Origin of the sequence: Gordonia sp. IEGM753 (genome assembly GCF_050321825.1) — a bacterium.
Classification (GTDB): domain Bacteria; phylum Pseudomonadota; class Gammaproteobacteria; order Pseudomonadales; family Pseudomonadaceae; genus Aquipseudomonas.
The window spans coordinates 464,543-485,530 of record NZ_JBNQGB010000002.1; the positions used below are offsets into that span (position 1 = coordinate 464,543).

Genomic DNA, 20,988 nt, shown 5'->3' on the forward strand with positions numbered 1-20,988 from the left:
GTTTGGCCGAAGGCATGTCCGAACCGATATTTCTGATCCAGCACGTGCCAGGAAAGGCGCGGGATTGTTCACGACAGGTTGTATTTATGCACCGCAGGAATTTGCTCAAAGCATCCATGGCCATTGCGGCTTACACCGGTCTTTCGGCCTCAGGCCTGCTGGCTGCGCGGGCGTGGGCCGGTAACGGCGCGGCGGATGGCGAGGCTCAGGCGTTCGACTTTGAAGCGCTGAAGATCCAGGCCAAACAACTCGCTGGCAATCGTTACCAAGACACCAAACAAGTGCTGCCGCCGACGCTGGCGACCATGACCCCGCAAAACTTCAATGCGATCCAGTACGATGGCAATCATTCGTTGTGGAACGAGTTGAACGGCCAATTGGACGTGCAATTCTTCCACGTCGGCATGGGCTTCAAACAGCCGGTGCGCATGTACAGCGTCGACCCGAAAACCCGCCAGGCACGCGAGGTGCATTTCCGTCCGTCGCTGTTCAACTATGAAAAAACCACGGTCGACACCAAACAGCTGACCGGCGACCTGGGGTTTTCCGGGTTCAAGCTGTTCAAGGCACCCGAACTGGATAAGCACGACGTATTGTCGTTCCTCGGCGCCAGCTATTTCCGCGCAGTCGATGCGACGGGCCAGTACGGCCTGTCGGCACGCGGGTTGGCGATAGACACGTACGCCAAGAAACGCGAAGAATTCCCGGACTTCACCAAGTTCTGGTTCGAGACGCCGGACAAGGACAGCACCCGTTTCGTGGTCTACGCCCTGCTGGACTCGCCGAGCGCGACCGGCGCTTATCGTTTTGACATCGACTGCCAGGCCAGCCAGGTGGTCATGGCCATCGATGCCCACATCAATGCCCGCACGACCATCGAACAATTGGGCATCGCGCCGATGACCAGCATGTTCAGTTGCGGCACCCATGAACGCCGGATGTGCGACACCATTCACCCGCAAATCCACGACTCTGATCGACTGGCGATGTGGCGTGGCAATGGCGAGTGGATCTGCCGTCCGCTGAACAACCCGGCCACTCTTCAATTCAATGCCTTCGCCGACACCGACCCGAAAGGTTTTGGCCTGGTACAAACCGATCATGAGTTCGCCAGTTATCAAGACACGGTCGATTGGTACAGCAAGCGTCCAAGCCTGTGGGTAGAACCTACGACCGCGTGGGGCGAAGGCTCGATTGACCTGCTGGAAATTCCTACAACCGGCGAAACCCTGGATAACATCGTCGCGTTCTGGACCCCGAAAAAACCAGTCGCTGCCGGCGACTCCTTGAACTACGGCTACAAGCTTTACTGGAGCGCGTTGCCTCCTGTCAGCACGCCGCTGGCGCGGGTCAATGCGACTCGCTCGGGCATGGGCGGCTTCACTGAAGGCTGGGCGCCGGGTGAACACTACCCGCAAGTCTGGGCGCGCCGGTTTGCGGTGGACTTCACCGGTGGCGGCCTGGACCGTTTGCCGGAAGGCGCAGGCATCGAGCCGGTGGTCACGTGCTCCAATGGCGAGGTCAAGGACTTCAACGTGCTGGTGCTGGATGACATCAAGGGTTACCGGATCACCTTCGACTGGTACCCGACCAATGACAGCGTCGCGCCGGTGGAGCTGCGGTTGTTCATTCGCACCCATGACCGCACGTTGAGTGAAACGTGGTTGTATCAGTACTTCCCGCCGGCACCGGATAAGCGCAAGTACACCTGACAGGAAGTTGGCGGCTGAGAGGGCCCCTTCGCGAGCTAGTCGGATCGCGAAGATGGCCTTACAGACAACAAAGATCCTTGTAACAAAAACGCAAAAGCCCCGGTCACTCCGACCGGGGCTTTTTATTTTTACAGCGTTATTCAGTCGCGCAAATCAGACTCATGGATCGGCTGATCACGATGGGTTGCCCGCTGATATTGCGCCGGCCAGACCGCTTTTCGCCCCCCCAGGTCATCATCGGCATGCAATGGCCAATACGGATCACGCAGCAGTTCACGGGCGAGGAAAATGATGTCGGCCTGACAGGTGCGCAGTATGTGCTCGGCCTGCGCAGGTTCGGTGATCATGCCGACCGTGCCGGTGGCAATGCCTGACTCCTTGCGCACGCGTTCGGCGAAGCGCGTCTGGTAGCCCGGGCCTGTCGGAATTTCTGCGTTGGCGGCGGTACCGCCCGACGACACATCAATCAAATCGACGCCCAGGGCCTTGAGGCGTCGCGCCAGCTCAACGGTTTCGTCGGGATTCCAGCCATCTTCTACCCAGTCAGTGGCCGACACCCGAACGAACAGTGGCAATTCTTCCGGCCACACCGCTCGCACCGCTTCGGTGACTTGCAGCACCAGCCGAATCCGATTGTCGAACGAACCGCCGTACTCATCACGGCGCTGATTACTCAGCGGCGACAGGAATTGATGCAGCAAATAACCATGGGCAGCGTGAATTTCAGCCACTTTGAAACCGGCCGTTAACGCGCGTTTGGCCGACGTTACAAAAGCCTGAATGACGTCGGCGATTTCAGCCTCATCCAGTGCTTTGGGTTGGGTGTGCTGTGGGTCGAACGCAATCGGTGACGGACCCACTGGCAACCAGCCACCATCCTCCGGTTTGACGCTGCCATGTTTGCCCAGCCAGGGCCGATGAGTGCTGGCCTTGCGCCCGGCGTGAGCCAGTTGAATGCCGGCAATCGCGCCTTGCGCTGCAATGAAACGGGTGATGCGTTGCAGCGGTTCAATCTGTTCATCGCTCCACAACCCGAGGTCTTCGGCAGTGATGCGACCATCGGCGGTGACCGCCGTGGCTTCAGTGAAAATCAGACCTGCACCGCCAACGGCACGGCTGCCGAGGTGCACCAGGTGCCAGTCGTTGGCCAAGCCGTCGACGCTGGAGTACTGGCACATCGGCGAGACTGCGATGCGGTTGGGAAGGATCAATTGACGAAGGGTATAAGGTTCAAGCAGCAGACTCATGGGGCACCTCTCGAATCAGTGGGCAGGCTCCAGGGTTCTGTTTGAAAAGTCGACGAGTGACAGAAAAAGGGTGCAGCACCCGCCCCCGCGGGCAAAAAATTCGATAAGACGTCACAAGGCCAATCAAGCAGTGCTTAGAGCCTAGTCGACAACGGCGAATGAGGGAGCGTTCAGATAGATTGAGTGTTTGGAAGATCGCTTTCGCCAGCATGTCGGATCGCCGCACCGCGGCTCCCACACTGGATCTTTAGCGTTCACAAGAACAATGTCGTAACGGACGTGCTCGCGAAAGGCTTAACGCGGTTCGATGTGAGCAATCATCAGTTGCACAGTCTCGTTTCCGCGAAACTCGTTGAGGTCGAGTTTATAAGCCAGCTCCACCCATTTGATGGTCGGGTTCGGCCAGATTTCACGGTCGATGCCGAAAGCGATGCCATCCAGTTTCACCGACCCACATTCGCTTTTAAGCACCACTTTCAGATGGCGTTCGCCGACGACGCGTTGCTCAACCAACTGAAACACGCCGTGAAACAACGGTTCCGGGAAGTGCTGCCCCCACGGGCCGGCATGGCGCAGGGCGCGTGCCAGTTCCAGGTGAAACTCTTCAACCGCCAGAGTACCGTCCGACAGCAGTCGACCGGTCAGGTCTTCTTCGCGCAATTGCCTGCGCACCTCAGCGTCGAACGCCTCGGCGAACACTGCAAAGTTAGCCTCCGGCAGCGTCAGGCCGGCCGCCATGGCGTGGCCACCGTACTTGCTGATCAACGTCGGATGTTGCGCCGCCACCACGCTCAAGGCGTCGCGAATGTGAAACCCCTGAACCGAACGCCCCGAGCCCTTGAGCAGACCATCGCCCGCATCGGCGAAGGCAATCGTCGGGCGGAAATAGCGTTCTTTCATACGCGAAGCGAGGATTCCGATGACACCCTGGTGCCATTCGGGATCGAACAGGCACAGGCCGAACGGCATTGACTCCACTGGCAAATCCTTGAGTTGAGCCAGCGCTTCACGCTGCATGCCCTGCTCAATGGATTTGCGGTCCTGGTTCATGCCGTCCAGTTGCACCGCCATTTCGCGCGCCATGGCCGTGTCATCCGTGAGCAGGCATTCGATGCCCAGGCTCATGTCATCCAGCCGTCCCGCAGCATTCAAACGCGGCCCGACAATAAACCCAAGATCGGTTGACGTGATGCGCGCCGGTTCACGTTTGGCAACGTCGAGAATGGCTTTGATGCCCGGCCGTGCGCGCCCGGCGCGAATTCGCTCCAGGCCCTGGTGCACCAAAATCCGGTTATTGGCATCCAGCGGCACTACGTCGGCAACACTGCCCAACGCCACCAGGTCCAGCAGCTCGCCGATGTTCGGTTGCGGCGTGCTCTGGTACCAGCCCAGGCTGCGCAATCGCGCCCGAAGCGCCATCAATACATAAAAAATCACCCCGACCCCGGCCAGCGCCTTGCTCGGGAACTCGCAACCCGGCTGGTTCGGATTAACAATCGCATCGGCTAACGGCAGCTCATCGCCGGGCAAGTGGTGGTCGGTAACCAGTACGCTGAGGCCTGCTTTTTTCGCCGCCGCCACACCTTCAACGCTGGAGATACCGTTATCCACGGTAATCAGCAGCTGAGGGGTGCGCGTCAACGCGACTTCGACGATTTCCGGCGTCAAACCGTAGCCGTACTCGAAGCGATTCGGCACCAGGTAATCGACGTGAGCTGCGCCCAGCAGGCGCAAACCCAATACACCTACAGTGCTGGCGGTGGCGCCATCGGCGTCGAAGTCACCGACGATCAGAATTCGCTGACGCTGCTCCAGTGCCGTCACCAGCAAATCCACCGCGGCATCGATCCCCTTGAGTTGCTGGAACGGAATCAGCCGCGCCAGGCTCTTGTCCAGCTCGGCTTCGGACTGAACGCCGCGCGCCGCGTACAGACGGGTCAGCAGCGGCGGCAGATCGCCGAGGAAAGGCAGGGTGTCGGGCAACAGGCGAGGTTCGATGCGCATGGGGTGACAGGTGCTTCTCTTTTATACGTAGGAAAAAACTGGAGAGCGATTTGGCGACTGATCAGCCGCGTTCGCCACTCAGCCACTGCAGCTGGACTTCGTGTTGACCACGGTCGTCGGTCACGAAAATGGTGCCTTCGCTGATCATCACATCCCACTTGATTACCCGAGGCATGTCTTTGGCCAAGGTTTCCAGCACTTCCTGAGGCACGGCAGCGATGTGCACGTTTTTCAGGTTCTTGATGGCCGGGATCACTTTTGTTTCCCAGACGCGCAGGCTGCCATACGCCAACAGGCTGGTACGTTCAGTGCGGCGCGAGCACCAGGTCAGACGATCGGCATCTGGCTGCCCGACTTCGATCCAGTGCAGAACACGGTCATCCAGGCTCTTTTCCCACAGGGCCGGTTCATCCACGTCTGACAGACCGCGACCGAACGACAGCTGTTCGTTGTACCAGAAGGCGTAGGCCAACAGCCGCACGGTCATGCGTTCTTCGGTTTCCGAAGGGTGACGGGCGATCGTCTGCTTCACGCTCTCGTAAACACTGCGATCGAGGTCGGTAAGGTTCAGTTCAAACTTGTAGGTCGTGGACGGCTGTGCCATGAACGGGCTTCTTGATACGGGGAAAGGCGGCAAGTCTAACCGATGCGGCACGCATTCATCGAACTGAAGGTAATCAACCTTGCACGACTGACACCCTGCTGTGCTAAAACGCTCTACCAGCCAAGCCTCTGCCCGACAGGATTCACCATGCCGTTCACCGGAAAACCACTCTCAGGTCTGAAAGTCATTGAATTGGGGACTTTGATCGCCGGCCCCTTTGCCTCGCGCATTTGCGGAGAGTTCGGTGCAGAAGTCATCAAGATCGAGTCCCCGGACGGCGGCGACCCTTTACGCAAATGGCGCAAATTGTATGAAGGCACCTCACTGTGGTGGTTCGTACAGGCGCGCAATAAAAAGTCCCTGACACTTAATTTGAAGCACCCCGACGGCTTGGCGATCCTGAAGAAACTGCTGAGCGAAGCAGACATCCTGATCGAGAATTTCCGCCCCGGGGTGTTGGAAAAACTCGGCCTGAGCTGGGAAGTCCTGCACGCGCTGAACCCAAAACTGGTAATGGTGCGCCTGTCAGGTTTCGGCCAGACGGGGCCGATGAAAGACCAGCCCGGGTTTGGCGCCGTCGGCGAGTCCATGGGTGGCCTGCGCTATATCACCGGTTTCGAGGATCGGCCACCGGTGCGCACCGGGATCTCCATCGGTGATTCAATCGCCGCCTTATGGGGCGTGATCGGCGCGCTGATGGCTTTGCGGCACCGCGAGGTCAACGGCGGTCAGGGGCAAGTGGTGGACGTGGCGTTGTATGAGGCGATCTTCGCGATGATGGAGAGCATGGTGCCGGAGTTCGACGTATTCGGTTTCATCCGCGAGCGCACCGGCAACATCATGCCAGGCATCACGCCCTCCTCGATCCACACCAGCGCTGACGGCAAACACGTGCAAGTCGGTGCCAATGGCGACGCAATCTTCAAGCGATTCATGCTGATCATAGGTCGCGAGGACCTGGCCAACGACCCACAACTTGCCAGTAACGATGGACGCGACAGCCGACGTGACGAGATTTACGGGGTGATTGATCGCTGGGTCAATTCGTTGCCGCTGGACGCCATCATCGAGCAACTGAACCAAGCAGAAGTACCGGCCAGTAGAATTTTCAGCGCCGAAGACATGTTCACCGATCCACAGTACCTGGCCCGGGAGATGTTCCTTAAAGCCAAGTTGCCGGACGGCAAAGATTTCAAGATGCCGGGGATCGTGCCGAAACTCTCTGAGACACCGGGTACATCGGAATGGGTCGGACCGCAATTGGGTGAACACAATACGCAGGTACTTCACGATCTTGGCTATGATCAGGCCCAGATCGCACGCCTGCGCGAAGACGGAGCCATATAAGCTGAAACGCCTGCTTTCATTAGCAATTGACACGTCATGCAACTGGCGCACAGTGGCGTTTTTGTTGCTATTGGCGGGCCAGGCCTCCCCTGTCTGGGCGCAACCCAGGGACAACCTGGTCTGGCTGCTGCGCGATCTGCCGCCCATGACGATATTTGAAGGGCCAAAAAAAGGCCTGGGCGTTATCGATCAACTCATGCCGCGAATCATCGCCGCCATGCCGCAATACGATCACACGCTGATGCGGGTCAACCGGGCCCGAGGCATGCAGATGCTGCATGAGGAATCGTTTACGTGCGATCCCTCGCTGGTGTGGACCAAAGAGCGGGAAAAATGGATCGTGTTCTCCATCCCGGCCTTCCGCGCCGTCAGCAACGGGCTGGTGATTCGCAAGGAGGATCGGCCGTTGCTGGAGCCCTTCCTGGTGGGCGGTGAAGTAGATTTATCAGCGTTGCTGGCCAGCGGCGACAGGAAAGTCGGGGTGATTGCCGAGCGCAGCTATGGCCCTTACCTGGATAACTTGCTGCAACAGGCGCCACCCGGCGTACTGACCTTTCACTATGGTAACGATGCACTCGGCAGTTTGCTGCAAATGCAGCGCCTGGGCCGTCTGCAGCTAGTGATGGGGTATTGGCCGGAAATCCGCTATCAAGCCAGCCAAGAACACATGCACGATGACGATCTGGCGTTTTTCTCGGTCAAGGGTACGGGCAAATACATATCTGCCTACATTGGCTGCTCGAACACGGTTCAAGGGCGTCAGGCGATCAACGAAATCAATCAAATCTTGCGCTCGCTGCAACGCGATAGCGTTGACCGGTTGTACGCCGACTGGCTCGACCCCGATAGCCGTCGCGATTACCTGCAAGACACCAACGCGTTTTTCGAGCATCAGGCACAGCAATGACAAATCCCGGGCAAAAAGAAACCCCGAGAAGTGGGGAGACGACTCGGGGTTAAACGTGGCCTACTTTAGACCAGTAGCAGCAAGCTACAAGCACCGGAGCACAATGCTTGACCCTGCTGTTACAACTTCTGACGACTCAGGCGCAGGAAGGTTCCCACAAATAAACAATCAATTACGGCCGGCCAGGATTTTGTCCTGAGCAGCGTTGCGCAAGGCAGCAATCACGCAAGGCTCAATGCGCCCTTCGGCAATCATGACATCGCGATGCAACCCGTCGACCACATCGGTCAGCAAGCGTTTGTCCCTCAACTGCGCCTGGTTGAACGACCGTTCGACCACGATAGCGCCGGTCGAACTCTTCAGCGTCACCAGGCATTCGCCATGGGCGCCCGAAGGGGTCAACGTAACCTGATACGGGCTCAGAGCCTCACCGAGCAATAGACTGATACTTTCCATCTCGATCACCACTCATTAGTCCGAAAACAAAGTGCCTGGGGCATGTCTAAAGTAAATGACCACCGGCCCGAGAAGAAAGTTCTGGATTGCGATTACAGGCGCGTCTGCGCTGACGGTCGATAGAGCATGCACGGCGAACATGACAGGGAAAAAACACCTGTGTCAGAACGGTCGCCCGCGCTCACCGAAATCAGACCAACCGCCCACCAGTCCGCCCAATCGGCCATCCTCGCCATAGAACGGTACTGTCCACTGGTAGACCGTTACGACGCCGCTATGAAGCAGCAATTGACGCTCGTTGAAATGGGGTTTGCGGGTTTTCAACTGCGCCATAAACTCGGCGTGCAGCAGTTTGGCAGTGGCTGAGGGCATCACATCTAGCTCGATCAATGGCCGCCCCCGGACCTGGTCAAAACGAGTCGACAGCCTCTCTTCGAAACTTTTGTTGCACATGATCAAACGCCCTTCCAGATCCTGCACGAACAGCGGATCGGGCATGGCGTCCATCAATGCATGCTGAAAAACCAACTGATCAGTGAGGTTTTTTTTGGCATCCCGGTGCTGCTGAACCAATACCGCAAGCCGTCGATTCCAGAGCAAGGACAGCCCCCCAAACAAACCGAGTATGAGCACGCCCACCCAAAACCAAAGGATCAATGGTTGCGATGTCACAGACGTTTGCTTCGGGGCGACATCGCTCAGCCACTTCACGCGAATTGCACGCAGCTGCGCAGGAGGAAACGCTTCGAGCGCCTTATTGAGGATGCTCAATAACTGGGGCTGTCCTTTGCGCACGGTCAGGTGGTCCGGGTCCCACTTCCCTTCCAGGGTACTTCCGGCTTGTAGACGGCCAGAGGGGTACAAGTGAGCACCAATTTCGTTTTCAATGGTGGCGCAGGCTTCACCACTTTCTACCAGGGCACGGGCCTCTGCGTAGGTTCTGACCGAGCGCAACACGATGTCCGGATGATCGCGGCGAATAGTGGCGTCCAGCGCATGTCGGATCGGCAGTACCAGAACCCGGTTCGACAATTGTTCCAGCGATTGTACCGGTGGCGCCCCCGACTGGCCCACGAACACCCAGCCTGCCCCGCCATACGAGTGGCTAAAATCCAGAGACACCTTACGCTCTTCACTGAATGACAGCGTGGTGCTCATGTCCGCCGTTGCGCTTTCCAGACGCGACAGCAAATGGTCAGTGGAAAACGATTCCTCGTGAACAAACTTCAATCCCGTCATGGCGCTTATGCGGTTTAGCAGGTCATTGTTCAAACCCACCCACTGACCCTGTTCATCTCTGAACAGGTACCGAGGCAACTGCGCGGAGGCGACGATAACCTGCGGGTGTTCAGCAATCCATTTCAACTCAACCGTATCCAGCGCGATAACGGCGCTGGTCGCAGGTTTTTCGGGTATCGGGCGCGGCATGGCTGTCGCCCATTGAGCAACACCCAGCGCGCAGACCCAACTTGCCCACATTACGGTTGACTTGAAGACTTTGAAAAACGGCATTACCACTTCCTTGGTGATCGAGGTGCTCGTCCTTGATGAGCGATACCGAGTGAGTGTGGCATGCAGAAATGAGAAAGCCCGTCAGGAGACGGGCTTCAAATGTGACACCTTTTGTCCTTACAACGGCTTACCGCGATTGCCATGCTGACTCACAAAGGCCTGTACGGCTTTCAAGTCATTTGGCAGAACCGTGCAGCGCTCATCTCGCTCAAACAAATCAGCAAGATGCACCGGCAGTTCGAGCGCTTTCCCTACGCCTGCTTTTTCCACCGCGTCCGGGAATTTGACCGGATGAGCGGTACCGAGGATCACCATTGGGGTATCCAGGCTACGACGGCACTCGCGCGCAGCCTTGACGCCGATGGCGGTGTGCGGGTCCAGCAACTCGCCCGTCTGGGCATAGACTTCGGCAATGGTTTCGCAGGTTTGAGCATCATCTACGGCCAGCGAATCGAACAGTTTGCGGGCTTCGGTCCAACGCTCCTGATCAACGCTGAAACCGCCACCCTGTTTGAAGCTGTCCATCAAACCGGCTATCGCAGCGCCATTGCGACCGTGCAAGTCGAACAGCAGGCGTTCGAAGTTGGACGACACCATGATGTCCATCGACGGCGACAACGTGGCGTGCAGGGTTTCCTTGACGTACTGATTGCCGCTCATGAAGCGGTGCAGGATGTCATTGCGGTTGGTAGCGACGATCAACTGGTTGATCGGCAGCCCCATGTTGCGCGCCAGGTAGCCGGCGAAGATGTCGCCGAAGTTGCCGGTTGGCACCGAGAACGAAACAGAACGCGCCGGGCCGCCCAATTGCAGGGCTGCGTGGAAGTAGTAAACGATCTGGGCCATGATCCGCGCCCAGTTGATCGAGTTCACGGCGACCAGGCGAGTGCCCTTGAGAAAGCTTTGGTCAGCGAAGCTGGCCTTGACCATTTCCTGGCAGTCATCGAAGTTGCCTTCGATGGCGATGTTGTGAATGTTCTCGCCGAAGATCGTGGTCATCTGGCGACGCTGCACTTCGGACACACGGTTGTGCGGGTGCAGGATGAAGATGTCGACGTTTTCGCAGTGCTTGCAGCCCTCGATGGCGGCCGAACCGGTATCACCGGAAGTCGCGCCAACGATGACTACGCGCTCACCACGTTTTTCCAGCACGTAATCGAGCAGACGACCGAGCAGTTGCAGCGCGAAATCCTTGAACGCCAGGGTCGGGCCGTGGAACAGCTCCAACACCCATTCGTTGCCATTCAACTGACGCAGAGGTGCTACAGCGCTGTGCGAGAACACGCCGTAGGTTTCTTCAAGAATCTTTTTGAAATCGGCATCAGGAATACTACCGGCCACGAACGGGCGCATCACCCGGAACGCCAACTCGTGATAAGGCAGGCCAGCCCAGGAAGCGATTTCTTCCTGGGTAAAACGTGGCAGGCATTCCGGCACATACAGGCCGCCGTCGGTGGCCAGACCGGCCAGCAGAACGTCTTCGAAATTCAGGGCCGGTGCCTGGCCGCGGGTACTGATATAACGCATAAGGGCAAACCTTTGGTTTGAGCTTCGAGCCTCAAGCGACAAGCTGCAAGTTCAAAAGCACCGTGGCTTTGGGCTTGCGACTCGTCGCTGAAAGCTTGCCGCTGTGTTAATTCAAATGTTCGACACGGATCCGTACAACCGGACCAACAACGCCAGCCAACGCTTCCAGGGCGGCGATTGCGTCGTTCATGTGCTGCTCCAGCACGCGATGGGTCAGCAGGATCATCGGCACCAGACCGTCATGCTCTTCGACTTCTTTCTGCATGATCGATTCGATGTTGATACCGCGCTCCGACAGGATGCTCGCCACTTGAGCCAGCACGCCCGGATGATCCTTGGCCTGAATGCGCAGGTAGTAAGCGCTTTCGCAGGCTTCGATCGGCAGGATCGGGTGAGCCGACAGCGAATCTGGCTGGAAGGCCAGGTGCGGCACACGATTCTCCGGGTCGCTGGTCATGGCGCGAACCACGTCCACCAGGTCCGCGATGACCGACGATGCGGTCGGCTCCATGCCAGCGCCAGCGCCGTAGAACAGCGTTGAACCGGCAGCGTCACCGTTGACCATTACCGCGTTCATCACGCCGTTGACGTTGGCGATCAGGCGATCGGCCGGGATCAGCGTCGGGTGTACACGCAACTCGATACCGGCAGCGGTGCTGCGCGCCACGCCCAGGTGCTTGATGCGATAGCCCAGTGCTTCGGCATAGTTCACGTCAGCGGTGGTGAGCTTGGTGATGCCCTCGGTGTACGCTTTGTCGAATTGCAGCGGAATGCCGAATGCAATGGACGCCAGGATCGTCAGCTTGTGAGCCGCGTCGATCCCCTCAACGTCGAAGGTCGGATCGGCTTCGGCATAACCCAATGCTTGCGCCTCGGCCAATACGTCTTCGAAGGTACGACCCTTTTCGCGCATTTCGGTAAGGATGAAGTTGCCGGTGCCGTTGATGATGCCGGCAACCCAGTTGATGCGGTTGGCAGACAGGCCTTCACGGATCGCCTTGATCACTGGAATGCCACCCGCCACAGCCGCTTCGAACGCAACGATCACGCCTTTCTCGCGAGCCTTGGCGAAGATTTCGTTGCCGTGAACGGCGATCAACGCCTTGTTCGCGGTAACGACATGTTTTCCGTTCTCGATCGCTTTGAGTACCAGCTCACGGGCAACGGTGTAGCCGCCCACCAGCTCTATGACGATGTCGATCTCAGGGTTCGTGGCCACTTCGAAGACATCGTTGGTAATCGCAATACCGGTCGTCTGGAACTGAGGCTTTGGCGTGCGCGTGGCAATTTGTGCCACTTCGATCCCACGCCCGGCACGACGAGCAATTTCCTCGGCGTTGCGCTGAAGTACGTTGAAGGTACCGCCACCGACGGTCCCTAACCCACAGATGCCTACTTTGACCGGTTTCACTGTGAACTCCCCATAAAACGGCCGACTCAAGGCCGGCCGTGAAAACAACCGCATGCTCGCGGTTCTCTATTAATGGTCCGGCAAACGTTGCCGCCGAACCATGATCGCCACAGGCTGACCGTGGCGATGCGAATTTATTTCGCGCCGAGCGCCAGTTTGGCGACTTGTGGCGCGGGCTGGTAGCCCGGAATAACCTGGCCATCTGCCAAAACGATGGCCGGTGTGCCGTTCACGCCAATCGACTGGCCGAGGGCAAATTGCTTGGAAACCGGGTTATCGCACTTGGCGGCCTTGATTTCCTTACCGTCGACCATTTTATCCATCGCCGCTTTCTTGTCTTTGGAGCACCAGACGGCTTGCAACTGCTCGTCACCCGGCGAGCCCAGGCCCTGGCGCGGGAATGCGACGTAACGTACTTCAATGCCACGCTTGTTCAGCTCTGGTACTTCAGCGTGCAGCTTGTGGCAATAAGGGCAGGTAGTGTCGGTGAACACGGTGATGTGCGACTTGGTTTCGCCAATCGCAGGGTAAACCACGGTTTCTGCTACAGGAATGTCATTGATCAGTTTGGAGACGCCCAGGCGTTCGGTTTTCTCGGTGAGGTTCACCGGTTTACCGTCCTTGAGCTGGAACAGGTAGCCCTGAACAATGTACTGGCCATCGGCACTGGCATAAAGCACCCGACTGCCTTTGAGTTTGACTTCGTACATACCCGGCAACGGGCTGGCACTGATGCTTTCTACCGGCACCTCAAGCTCGAGGTTTTCCAGGCTTTTACGAATGGCTTTGTCCGCCGCATCATCGGCGATGGCAAAGGTGCTGACCAACGCGATGGCGGCGGCGGCGAAAATCTGGATCAAACGCATGAGAACTCCTGAAGGCGGACAAATGGAACGATCAGAACGCCCGTGCCGGAACACCGGGTCATAACCGCCCATCGTGCAAACCGGCAAAGCCTACCACATAAGGCCACTGTGGCCGAATGGAGCTGACACAAGACATTTGTGGCGAGGGAGCTTGCTCACGCGGGGCTGCGGCGCGGCCCCACAATTGTACGGATGGCGCAGATCTTGTGAGCGCTGCGCACTCAAGCGACAGCAAGTTCCCTCGCCACCGAATCCATCAAGGAAACCGTCAACCGCGCGGGTGGTGTTTGGCGTGTAAATCCTGCAAGCGTGCGCGGGCGACGTGCGTGTAGATCTGGGTGGTAGACAGGTCGCTGTGCCCAAGGAGCATTTGCACCACTCTCAGATCGGCACCATGGTTGAGCAGATGCGTGGCAAACGCATGGCGCAAGGTATGCGGCGACAGCGATTTACCGATCCCGGCAACCTTAGCCTGGTGCTTGATGCGGTGCCAGAAGGTCTGTCGGGTCATTTGCTCACCGCGCTGACTGGGGAACATGACATCACTGGGGCGACCGCCAAGCAACTCATTGCGTCCATCGCGCATGTAACGCTCGACCCAGACGATCGCCTCCTCACCCATCGGCACCAGGCGCTCCTTACTGCCCTTGCCCATGACGCGCAACACACCTTGACGCAAATTGACTTGTTCCAGCGTCAGGCTGATCAACTCTGTTACCCGCAAACCGCAGGCATACAGCACTTCAAGCATGGCACGGTCGCGCTGGCCGATGGCCTCACTCAGGTCCGGGGCCTTCAGCAGCGCTTCCACATCTGCTTCCGACAAGGATTTAGGCAATGGCCTACCGAGTTGTGGCATATCGACACGCAATGTCGGGTCGACGGCAATCAGTTTTTCGCGCAGCAGATAGCGATAGAAGCCACGCACACCCGAGAGAAATCTGGCAGTGGAGCGAGGTTTGTAATTTTGCTCCAGACGCCAAGCCAGATGATCGAGGATCAATTCGCGTCCGGCGTTGATCAACTCCAACCCCTTCTCCTGCATCCAGCCGTTGAACAGTGCCAGATCACTGCGATAGGCATCGCGAGTGTTGTCGGAGAGCCCCTTTTCCAGCCACAAGGCATCGAGGAATTGGTCTATGAGGGGATGATCAATTGCGGACATAAAGGCTCAGGCATCAGGAATCTGACGGCAAGTCTTTCATAGCCTGTCGAGGCTTTATAGAGCCGGATGTTATTGCCGTGATCGGCGGGTCAAATCGCAGGCAACAAAAAAGCAGCCCTTAGGCTGCTTTTTTTGCATCGGGAGGCTGTCTTAAGACAGTTTTTCCTTGATGCGAGCTGCTTTACCAGACAGGTCACGCAGGTAGTACAGCTTGGCTTTACGTACGTCACCGCGACGTTTAACGGCCATGCTGTCGATTTGCGGGCTGTAGGTCTGGAAAGTACGCTCTACGCCAACACCGTTGGAGATTTTACGCACGGTGAAAGCACTGTTTACGCCGCGGTTACGCTTGGCGATAACAACACCTTCGAACGCTTGCAGACGCGAACGGTCGCCTTCCTTCACTTTCACCTGAACGACAATGGTGTCGCCCGGGGCAAAGGTAGGGATCTCTTTGGTCATCTGCTCTGCTTCGAGTGCAAGGATGATTTTGTTAGTCATGCTGTGCTCCTAAGGTAAATCGTCGGATCTACCATCGATACGTTGTTAACTATCGTCCCGCTCGCGGATGTATTCCTCGAGCAGCTTCTTCTCTTCTCCAGAAAGCGAGCGGCTTTCCAGAAGATCGGCGCGTCGTTCAAAGGTCCTACCAAGGGACTGCTGTAAACGCCAACGCCGGATATGCGCGTGATTGCCACTTAGCAACACGTCGGGAACACGCTGATCCGCATACACCTCCGGTCGGGTGTAGTGCGGGCAATCCAGCAGACCATCCGTAAAGGAATCTTCCTCGGCGGAGTCCGCATGCCCTAAAGCTCCAGGCAGCAGCCGTGTAACCGCATCGATCAGGACCATCGCCGGCAGCTCGCCGCCAGACAGTACATAGTCGCCAATCGACCACTCTTCATCGACATGAGCCTCAATAAAGCGCTCGTCAATGCCTTCATAACGGCCGGCAATCAGGATCAATGCATCCAGATTCGCCAACTCGCGTACCGCCGACTGAGTCAGTTGACGGCCTTGGGGGGACAGGTAAATGACCTTCGCCGCCTCCCCTGCTGCTGCCTTGGCCTGAACCAATGCATCTTCCAGGGGCTTGATCTTCATCACCATGCCCGGGCCACCGCCAAATGGGCGATCGTCCACAGTGTGATGTCGATCCGTCGTGTAGTCTCGCGGATTCCAACAGGTGAGCTGTAACAGCCCCTGTTTCACCGCACGACTGGTGATGCCGTACTCGCTGATGGCGGAGAACATCTCGGGAAACAAACTGATCACTTCTACGCGCAAGTTAGCCACGCTTAGAAGTCCGCATCCCATTCCACCTTCATCTCGCCTGCGGCAAGGTCGACAGCCAACACACATTGCTCTGTATAGGGCAACAAGCGTTCGCGATCATCCAGGCTGCCTGCGCAAGGCTTGACCACCATTACATCGTTGGCGCCGGTTTCCAGAAGATGATCGATCTTCCCGAGCAATTGCCCGAGTTGGTCAATGACCTTCAGACCTTCCAGCTGGTACCAGTAGTACTCGCCGTCGGTCAATTCAGGGAACAGGTTACGCGGCACGCAGATCTCATAACCGGCCAGAAGACGAGCTTCTTCACGATCATCAAGACCTTTGAGCTTTGCGACCAGGAACTTGTCGTTCCCTCGTCCGCTGACCAGCTCAACCTGTTTCACATTGCCTTCGCGCTTGAGCGTCCAGGTTTTGTACTGCAACAGGTTTTCAGTCGGATCAGTAAAGGAATACACCTTCACTTCGCCGCGAACGCCATGAACAGAGTAGATCTTGCCGATAACGATCAAATCATCAGCAACAGCAGGCGTCGCGTTCATATTGCTCAGGCCGCAGCCTTAGCCGAATCCTTCAACAACTGAGCAACACGCTCAGAAGGTTGTGCACCAACGCTCAGCCAGTAGGCTACGCGCTCTTGGTTCACGGACAGACGGACTTCTTGACCACGAGCAACAGGGTTGAAGAAACCAACCTGTTCCTTGTGCGAACCGTCGCGCGGGTTGCGGCTGTCGGTTACGGTCAAGTGGTAAAACGGGCGCTTTTTGGAGCCGCCAAGGGCAAGACGGATTGTTAGCATGTGAACATCGTTCCTGTAGTCGGTGCTGCAAATCTAAAGGCACAGCGGGCATAGGTGCCCGAAAGGCCGCATATTCTAAGGAATATCCGGACTTTTGCAAATGTCTTTTTCCGACGGCCTTTCGGTCGTCATCCAGATTTGCTATAGAGCCGTCGTTGAAAACGGCCAGTCAGCTCCCGCCAATGCGGGTTTGCTGTGTATCCCACTTCCGTGTGGGAGGCGCCAGGGCAAGCCCTCGCGTGAATTCTTTACATTTTTGGCATGCCGCCGCCGGGCAACATACCGCCCATGCCGCGCATCATTTTGGCCATTCCGCCTTTCGCGGAGAATTTCTTCATCATCTTCTGCATCTGCTTGTGCTGCTTGATCAAGCGACCGATGTCCTGCACCTGAGTGCCGGAACCCATGGCGATCCGACGTTTGCGCGAACCGCTGATCAGCTCAGGGTCGCGGCGCTCGGCCGGGGTCATGGAATTGATGATGGCTTCCATCTGCTTGAATTGTTTCTCTGCCGCGCCTTGGGCATTGCCCATTTGCGCCAGGTTTACACCGCCGATGTTCGGCAGCTTGTCCATGAGGCCGCCGAGGCCGCCCATGTTCTTCATCTGTTGCAACTGATCACGGAAGTCTTCGAGGTCGAAGCCCTTGCCCTTCTTTAATTTCTTCGCAAGCTTGTCGGCTTTATCTTTGTCGAGGGTCGCTTCCGCCTGTTCGATCAGGCTGAGCACGTCGCCCATACCCAGAATGCGCGAGGCAATACGCTCTGGGTGGAACGGCTCGAGCGCTTCGCTCTTCTCGCCCATACCAATGAACTTGATCGGCTTGCCGGTGATGGCGCGCACCGAAAGGGCAGCACCACCGCGAGCATCACCGTCGACCTTGGTCAGGATAACGCCGGTCAGCGGCAGTGCATCACCAAAAGCCTTGGCCGTGTTGGCGGCGTCCTGGCCAGTCATGGCATCGACCACGAACAGCGTTTCGACCGGGTTGATCGCGGCGTGCAGCGCCTTGATCTCGCTCATCATCTCTTCGTCGATGTGCAGACGACCGGCGGTATCGACGATAACCACGTCGATGAACTTCAGTTTTGCTTCTTTAATAGCCGCTTGCGCGATGTCGACCGGTTTTTGGCTCAGGTCGGACGGGAAGAAGGTTACGCCCACTTCACCGGCGAGCATTTCCAGCTGTTTGATCGCGGCCGGACGATAAACGTCGGCTGACACCACCATGACCGATTTTTTCTTGCGCTCTTTAAGGAAGCGCGCGAGTTTGCCGGCGGTGGTGGTTTTACCCGCACCCTGCAAACCGGCCATCAAGACAACGGCGGGCGGAACGGCGCTCAGGTTCAGGTCTTCGTTCGCGGCGCCCATCAGGCTTTCGAGTTCGGCCTGGACGATCTTCACGAAGGCCTGGCCCGGCGTCAGGCTGCGCGACACTTCGGTGCCAACAGCGCGTTCCTTGACCGAATTGACGAAGTCCTTGACGACCGGCAATGCGACGTCGGCTTCGAGCAACGCCATGCGCACTTCACGCAGGGTGTCTTTGATGTTGTCTTCGGTCAGCTTGGCCTTGCCGGTAACATGGCGTAGCGTTTGCGAGAGACGGTCGGTTAAGTTTTCAAACATTGCGCGATCCTTTCAGGCCCTGTGTTCAGACCGGGATAATGGCGGCCCAGACCGTCATAAACATGAGCTCGGCGAGCCTGCAGCGTGGGCAGGTCGCGGATTATAGCGAAGACTGCGTCTGGCGGACACCTCGCACTTTCGTGTGATGAGGGTTCTATGCCAAACTCAGCGCCTTTCGGGCTTGCCTAACAGGATTTATGCTCCCCTTGTCACCCAGTTTGCTGACCACCCTCGCCGCCGCCTGCTTATATGCCGCTGCGACTATTTATCAAGGCACTCGTCTGGCCAAAGCCGCCAAGGCTAACAAGCGCCTGCTGGTAACGCTCGGCGCGCTTGCCGTGCTGGCCCACAGCGCCAGCCTGCTGACTCACTTATTGACGCCAATCGGCCTGGGCCTGGATTTTTTCAGCGCTGCCAGCCTGATTGCCGCAGCAGTGATTGCCCTGACCCTGATTGCCTGCTCGCGGATACCGGTGGAAAACCTGCTGGTATTGTTGTTCCCGCTGGGCCTGGCGACCGTGTTGCTCGCGCAGTTCGCGCCCGCGGGCACCGTGCAGATCATTGACGAAGAACCGGGCATTCTTGCCCACATCCTGCTGTCAATTCTGGCCTATGGCATGTTCACCATCGCGGTGTTCCAGGCCTTGCTGTTGCTGGTCCAGGACCATCAACTCAAACACAAGCATCCGTCCGGGCTGATCAAGAACTTCCCGCCGCTGCAAACAATGGAAAGCCTGTTATTCGGTTTTCTCTGGGCCGGCTGGACCTTGTTGTCGCTGTCGCTGATTTCCGGCTGGCTGTTCGTCGACAATCTTTTTGCCCAACACCTGGTGCACAAAACCCTGCTGGCCTGCCTGGCATGGATTGTCTTCAGCGTGCTGCTCTGGGGTCGCAATCACCTCGGCTGGCGCGGACACAAGGCCATCCGCTGGACCCTCGCCGGTTTCTGCCTGCTGATGCTGGCGTACTTTGGCAGCAAGTTGGTCCGTGAATACATTCTGCATATCTGACGGGCGACATTAATGGACGACTTGCCCATAGGGCCGATGCTCGCGGTAGTGGCTCTGCTGATTTTATGGTCTGGTTTGTTTACCGCCATCGAAGCGGCGCACCAGCATTTGCTGACCCTGCGCACCGCATCGCGCTCCGGCGACAAACCCGTGGCGGGCTTGAGTTTCTCCCTGTACAGCCTGATTTTGTGCAACACCTTGTGCCGCGCACTGGTGGTGGTCATCAGCACCTTGCTGGCGATTTTCACTTGGGCCGAAAACGGCCCTTGGGCAGCGTGCCTCGGCGCTGGCGTGATTCTGCTGGTGTTCGCCGATTACCTTCCACGCGCCCTCGCCGCTCGCTATCCCGATGCCATCCTGTCGCTGGGCAACACGCTGCTCGGTGTGCCACTGAAGATCATCTATCCAGCGGCCTGGCTGCTCAATGGCATCAGCGTGCTCCTGACGCGCCCCTTTGCCCGCAAAGCCAAAGTGGTTCAGCAAAGCGAAGATGAAGCGCCCGCCGATCGGCGTGACGACCAGGAGCACGCTGCCTGTCGCCCACACCTGCTGTCGGGCATTCATGCGCTGGACAACATTACGGTCAACGACATTCTGGTACCGCGCAGTGAGGTCGACGGGATCAACCTCGATGACCCCCTGCCTGAAATCATCGAACAACTACGCAATAACAGACGCACGCGATTGCCGGTGTTTCACAGCGATATCAATCAGGTGGAAGCCGTACTCAACACCCGCCAGATCCGTCATTTGCTGCCCGACGGCAGCCTGACACGCGAAGCCTTGCTGGCGGCCAGTCACGAACCTTACTTCGTGCCGGAAAGCACCCCGCTGCAATTGCAATTGCTGAACTTTCACAAGCAGCAACGACGGCTGGGTATGGTGGTCGATGAATACGGAGAAGTCCTTGGCATCGTGACCCTGGAAGATATCCTGGAAGAAATCGTCGGTGAATTCGAAAGCCAGCACAGCCTCGATAACCCGCACATTCACCCGCAGGCCGATGGTCGGCTAGTGATAGATGGCGCAGCATCAATTCGCGAGTTGAACAAGACACTGGGCTGGCATCTGCCTAGCGACGGCCCGAAAACGCTCAACGGTCTGGTGACCGAGGCACTGGAGACAATCCCCGACAGCGCGGTGTGCCTGAAGATTGGCCGTTATCGGCTGGAGATTCTCGAAACCGAAGACAACCGCGTCACGCGGGTCATGGTCTGGCATACCGCCACCATCCCAACCCCCCTCTGAACATTAAGCCCATCCTCTGTGGCGAGGGGATTTATCCCCGCTGCGTTGCGAAGCGGCGCGAAAAATCTCGAATGACAAACAATATCCGGCAAACCTTTGGGCCGGCTTCGCCACTAAGGGAATAAATCCCCTTGCCACGAGGGCATCACCAGCCCCAAGCCACTGGTTGCCAGCGCCAGATCGCGGCACCTCTTGTTGAATCGATAGCCACCTTCCTATAATCGAAGCGCTTACCCAAGCCCCGCCACACCC

The 20,988-nt window shown here is 57.7% G+C and carries 19 protein-coding genes; 5 read left to right on the top strand and 14 right to left on the bottom strand.

From position 1 onward, the window contains the following. The first annotated feature begins 86 nt into the window (after positions 1-86). Entirely contained in the window at positions 87-1,712 is a 1,626-nt protein-coding gene (locus ACQR3R_RS15070) for a glucan biosynthesis protein (protein ID WP_428273086.1), read from the top strand. 140 nt (positions 1,713-1,852) lie between these two features. Here the strand turns inward: ACQR3R_RS15070 and ACQR3R_RS15075 are convergent, their stop codons facing one another. The 3 genes from ACQR3R_RS15075 to ACQR3R_RS15085 all read right to left on the bottom strand — a co-directional run bounded on the left by ACQR3R_RS15075 (position 1,853) and on the right by ACQR3R_RS15085 (position 5,567). Beyond that, positions 1,853-2,959: an oxidoreductase gene (locus tag ACQR3R_RS15075; RefSeq protein WP_428273087.1), complete on the bottom strand. Its 1,107-nt coding sequence runs from the start codon at positions 2,957-2,959 to the stop codon at positions 1,853-1,855. 294 nt (positions 2,960-3,253) lie between these two features. Continuing rightward, positions 3,254-4,963, bottom strand: a complete 1,710-nt coding sequence (gene recJ / locus ACQR3R_RS15080) for a single-stranded-DNA-specific exonuclease RecJ (protein ID WP_428273088.1) — start codon at positions 4,961-4,963, stop codon at positions 3,254-3,256. Positions 4,964-5,024: 61 nt separating this feature from the next. After that, entirely contained in the window at positions 5,025-5,567 is a 543-nt protein-coding gene (locus ACQR3R_RS15085; protein ID WP_007897614.1) for a YaeQ family protein, read from the bottom strand. Positions 5,568-5,714: 147 nt separating this feature from the next. Between ACQR3R_RS15085 and ACQR3R_RS15090 the strand changes: the two genes are divergently transcribed. Both ACQR3R_RS15090 and ACQR3R_RS15095 read left to right on the top strand, forming a co-directional pair. Then, positions 5,715-6,914 (top strand): CoA transferase, encoded by a 1,200-nt coding sequence (locus tag ACQR3R_RS15090; protein WP_428273089.1) that lies wholly within the window; start codon positions 5,715-5,717, stop codon positions 6,912-6,914. A gap of 52 nt (positions 6,915-6,966) precedes the next feature. After that, positions 6,967-7,821, top strand: a complete 855-nt coding sequence (locus ACQR3R_RS15095) for a TIGR02285 family protein (protein ID WP_428273090.1) — start codon at positions 6,967-6,969, stop codon at positions 7,819-7,821. Positions 7,822-7,989: 168 nt separating this feature from the next. On the opposite strand, the gene ACQR3R_RS15100 is transcribed toward ACQR3R_RS15095, so the two are convergent. The 11 genes from ACQR3R_RS15100 to ffh form a co-directional block, all read right to left on the bottom strand. Further along, a complete protein-coding gene (locus ACQR3R_RS15100; RefSeq protein WP_428273091.1) occupies positions 7,990-8,277 on the bottom strand; it encodes a DUF3509 domain-containing protein in 288 nt (95 codons plus the stop codon). 162 nt (positions 8,278-8,439) lie between these two features. Continuing rightward, positions 8,440-9,789 (bottom strand): transporter substrate-binding domain-containing protein, encoded by a 1,350-nt coding sequence (locus ACQR3R_RS15105; protein WP_428273092.1) that lies wholly within the window; start codon positions 9,787-9,789, stop codon positions 8,440-8,442. 117 nt (positions 9,790-9,906) lie between these two features. Further along, complete coding sequence (gene thrC / locus ACQR3R_RS15110) at positions 9,907-11,316, bottom strand: threonine synthase (protein ID WP_428273093.1); 1,410 nt, start codon at positions 11,314-11,316, stop codon at positions 9,907-9,909. Between the two features lie 106 nt (positions 11,317-11,422). Further along, complete coding sequence (locus ACQR3R_RS15115; RefSeq protein WP_150709873.1) at positions 11,423-12,727, bottom strand: homoserine dehydrogenase; 1,305 nt, start codon at positions 12,725-12,727, stop codon at positions 11,423-11,425. Positions 12,728-12,861: 134 nt separating this feature from the next. Next, entirely contained in the window at positions 12,862-13,593 is a 732-nt protein-coding gene (gene dsbC / locus ACQR3R_RS15120) for a bifunctional protein-disulfide isomerase/oxidoreductase DsbC (protein ID WP_428273094.1), read from the bottom strand. A 268-nt stretch (positions 13,594-13,861) separates the two neighbouring features. Next, the gene (xerD, locus tag ACQR3R_RS15125) at positions 13,862-14,758 is read right to left on the bottom strand and encodes a site-specific tyrosine recombinase XerD (RefSeq protein ID WP_428273095.1); all 897 of its coding nucleotides are present in this window, start codon (positions 14,756-14,758) and stop codon (positions 13,862-13,864) included. 150 nt (positions 14,759-14,908) lie between these two features. Then, entirely contained in the window at positions 14,909-15,259 is a 351-nt protein-coding gene (gene rplS, locus ACQR3R_RS15130) for a 50S ribosomal protein L19 (protein ID WP_055103485.1), read from the bottom strand. Positions 15,260-15,304: 45 nt separating this feature from the next. Then, complete coding sequence (gene trmD, locus ACQR3R_RS15135; RefSeq protein WP_010463006.1) at positions 15,305-16,057, bottom strand: tRNA (guanosine(37)-N1)-methyltransferase TrmD; 753 nt, start codon at positions 16,055-16,057, stop codon at positions 15,305-15,307. A 2-nt stretch (positions 16,058-16,059) separates the two neighbouring features. After that, positions 16,060-16,596 (bottom strand): ribosome maturation factor RimM, encoded by a 537-nt coding sequence (rimM, locus tag ACQR3R_RS15140; RefSeq protein WP_008014731.1) that lies wholly within the window; start codon positions 16,594-16,596, stop codon positions 16,060-16,062. Between the two features lie 5 nt (positions 16,597-16,601). Further along, complete coding sequence (rpsP, locus tag ACQR3R_RS15145; protein ID WP_045059142.1) at positions 16,602-16,853, bottom strand: 30S ribosomal protein S16; 252 nt, start codon at positions 16,851-16,853, stop codon at positions 16,602-16,604. Positions 16,854-17,101: 248 nt separating this feature from the next. Continuing rightward, positions 17,102-18,478, bottom strand: a complete 1,377-nt coding sequence (gene ffh / locus ACQR3R_RS15150; protein ID WP_428273096.1) for a signal recognition particle protein — start codon at positions 18,476-18,478, stop codon at positions 17,102-17,104. 206 nt (positions 18,479-18,684) lie between these two features. On the opposite strand from ffh, the gene ACQR3R_RS15155 reads away from it, so the two are divergent. Together ACQR3R_RS15155 and ACQR3R_RS15160 are read left to right on the top strand one after the other, a co-directional pair. Beyond that, positions 18,685-19,488 (top strand): cytochrome c biogenesis protein CcsA, encoded by an 804-nt coding sequence (locus ACQR3R_RS15155; protein WP_428273097.1) that lies wholly within the window; start codon positions 18,685-18,687, stop codon positions 19,486-19,488. A 12-nt stretch (positions 19,489-19,500) separates the two neighbouring features. Next, a complete protein-coding gene (locus tag ACQR3R_RS15160; RefSeq protein WP_428273098.1) occupies positions 19,501-20,736 on the top strand; it encodes a transporter associated domain-containing protein in 1,236 nt (411 codons plus the stop codon). The last annotated feature ends 252 nt before the right edge of the window (positions 20,737-20,988 follow it).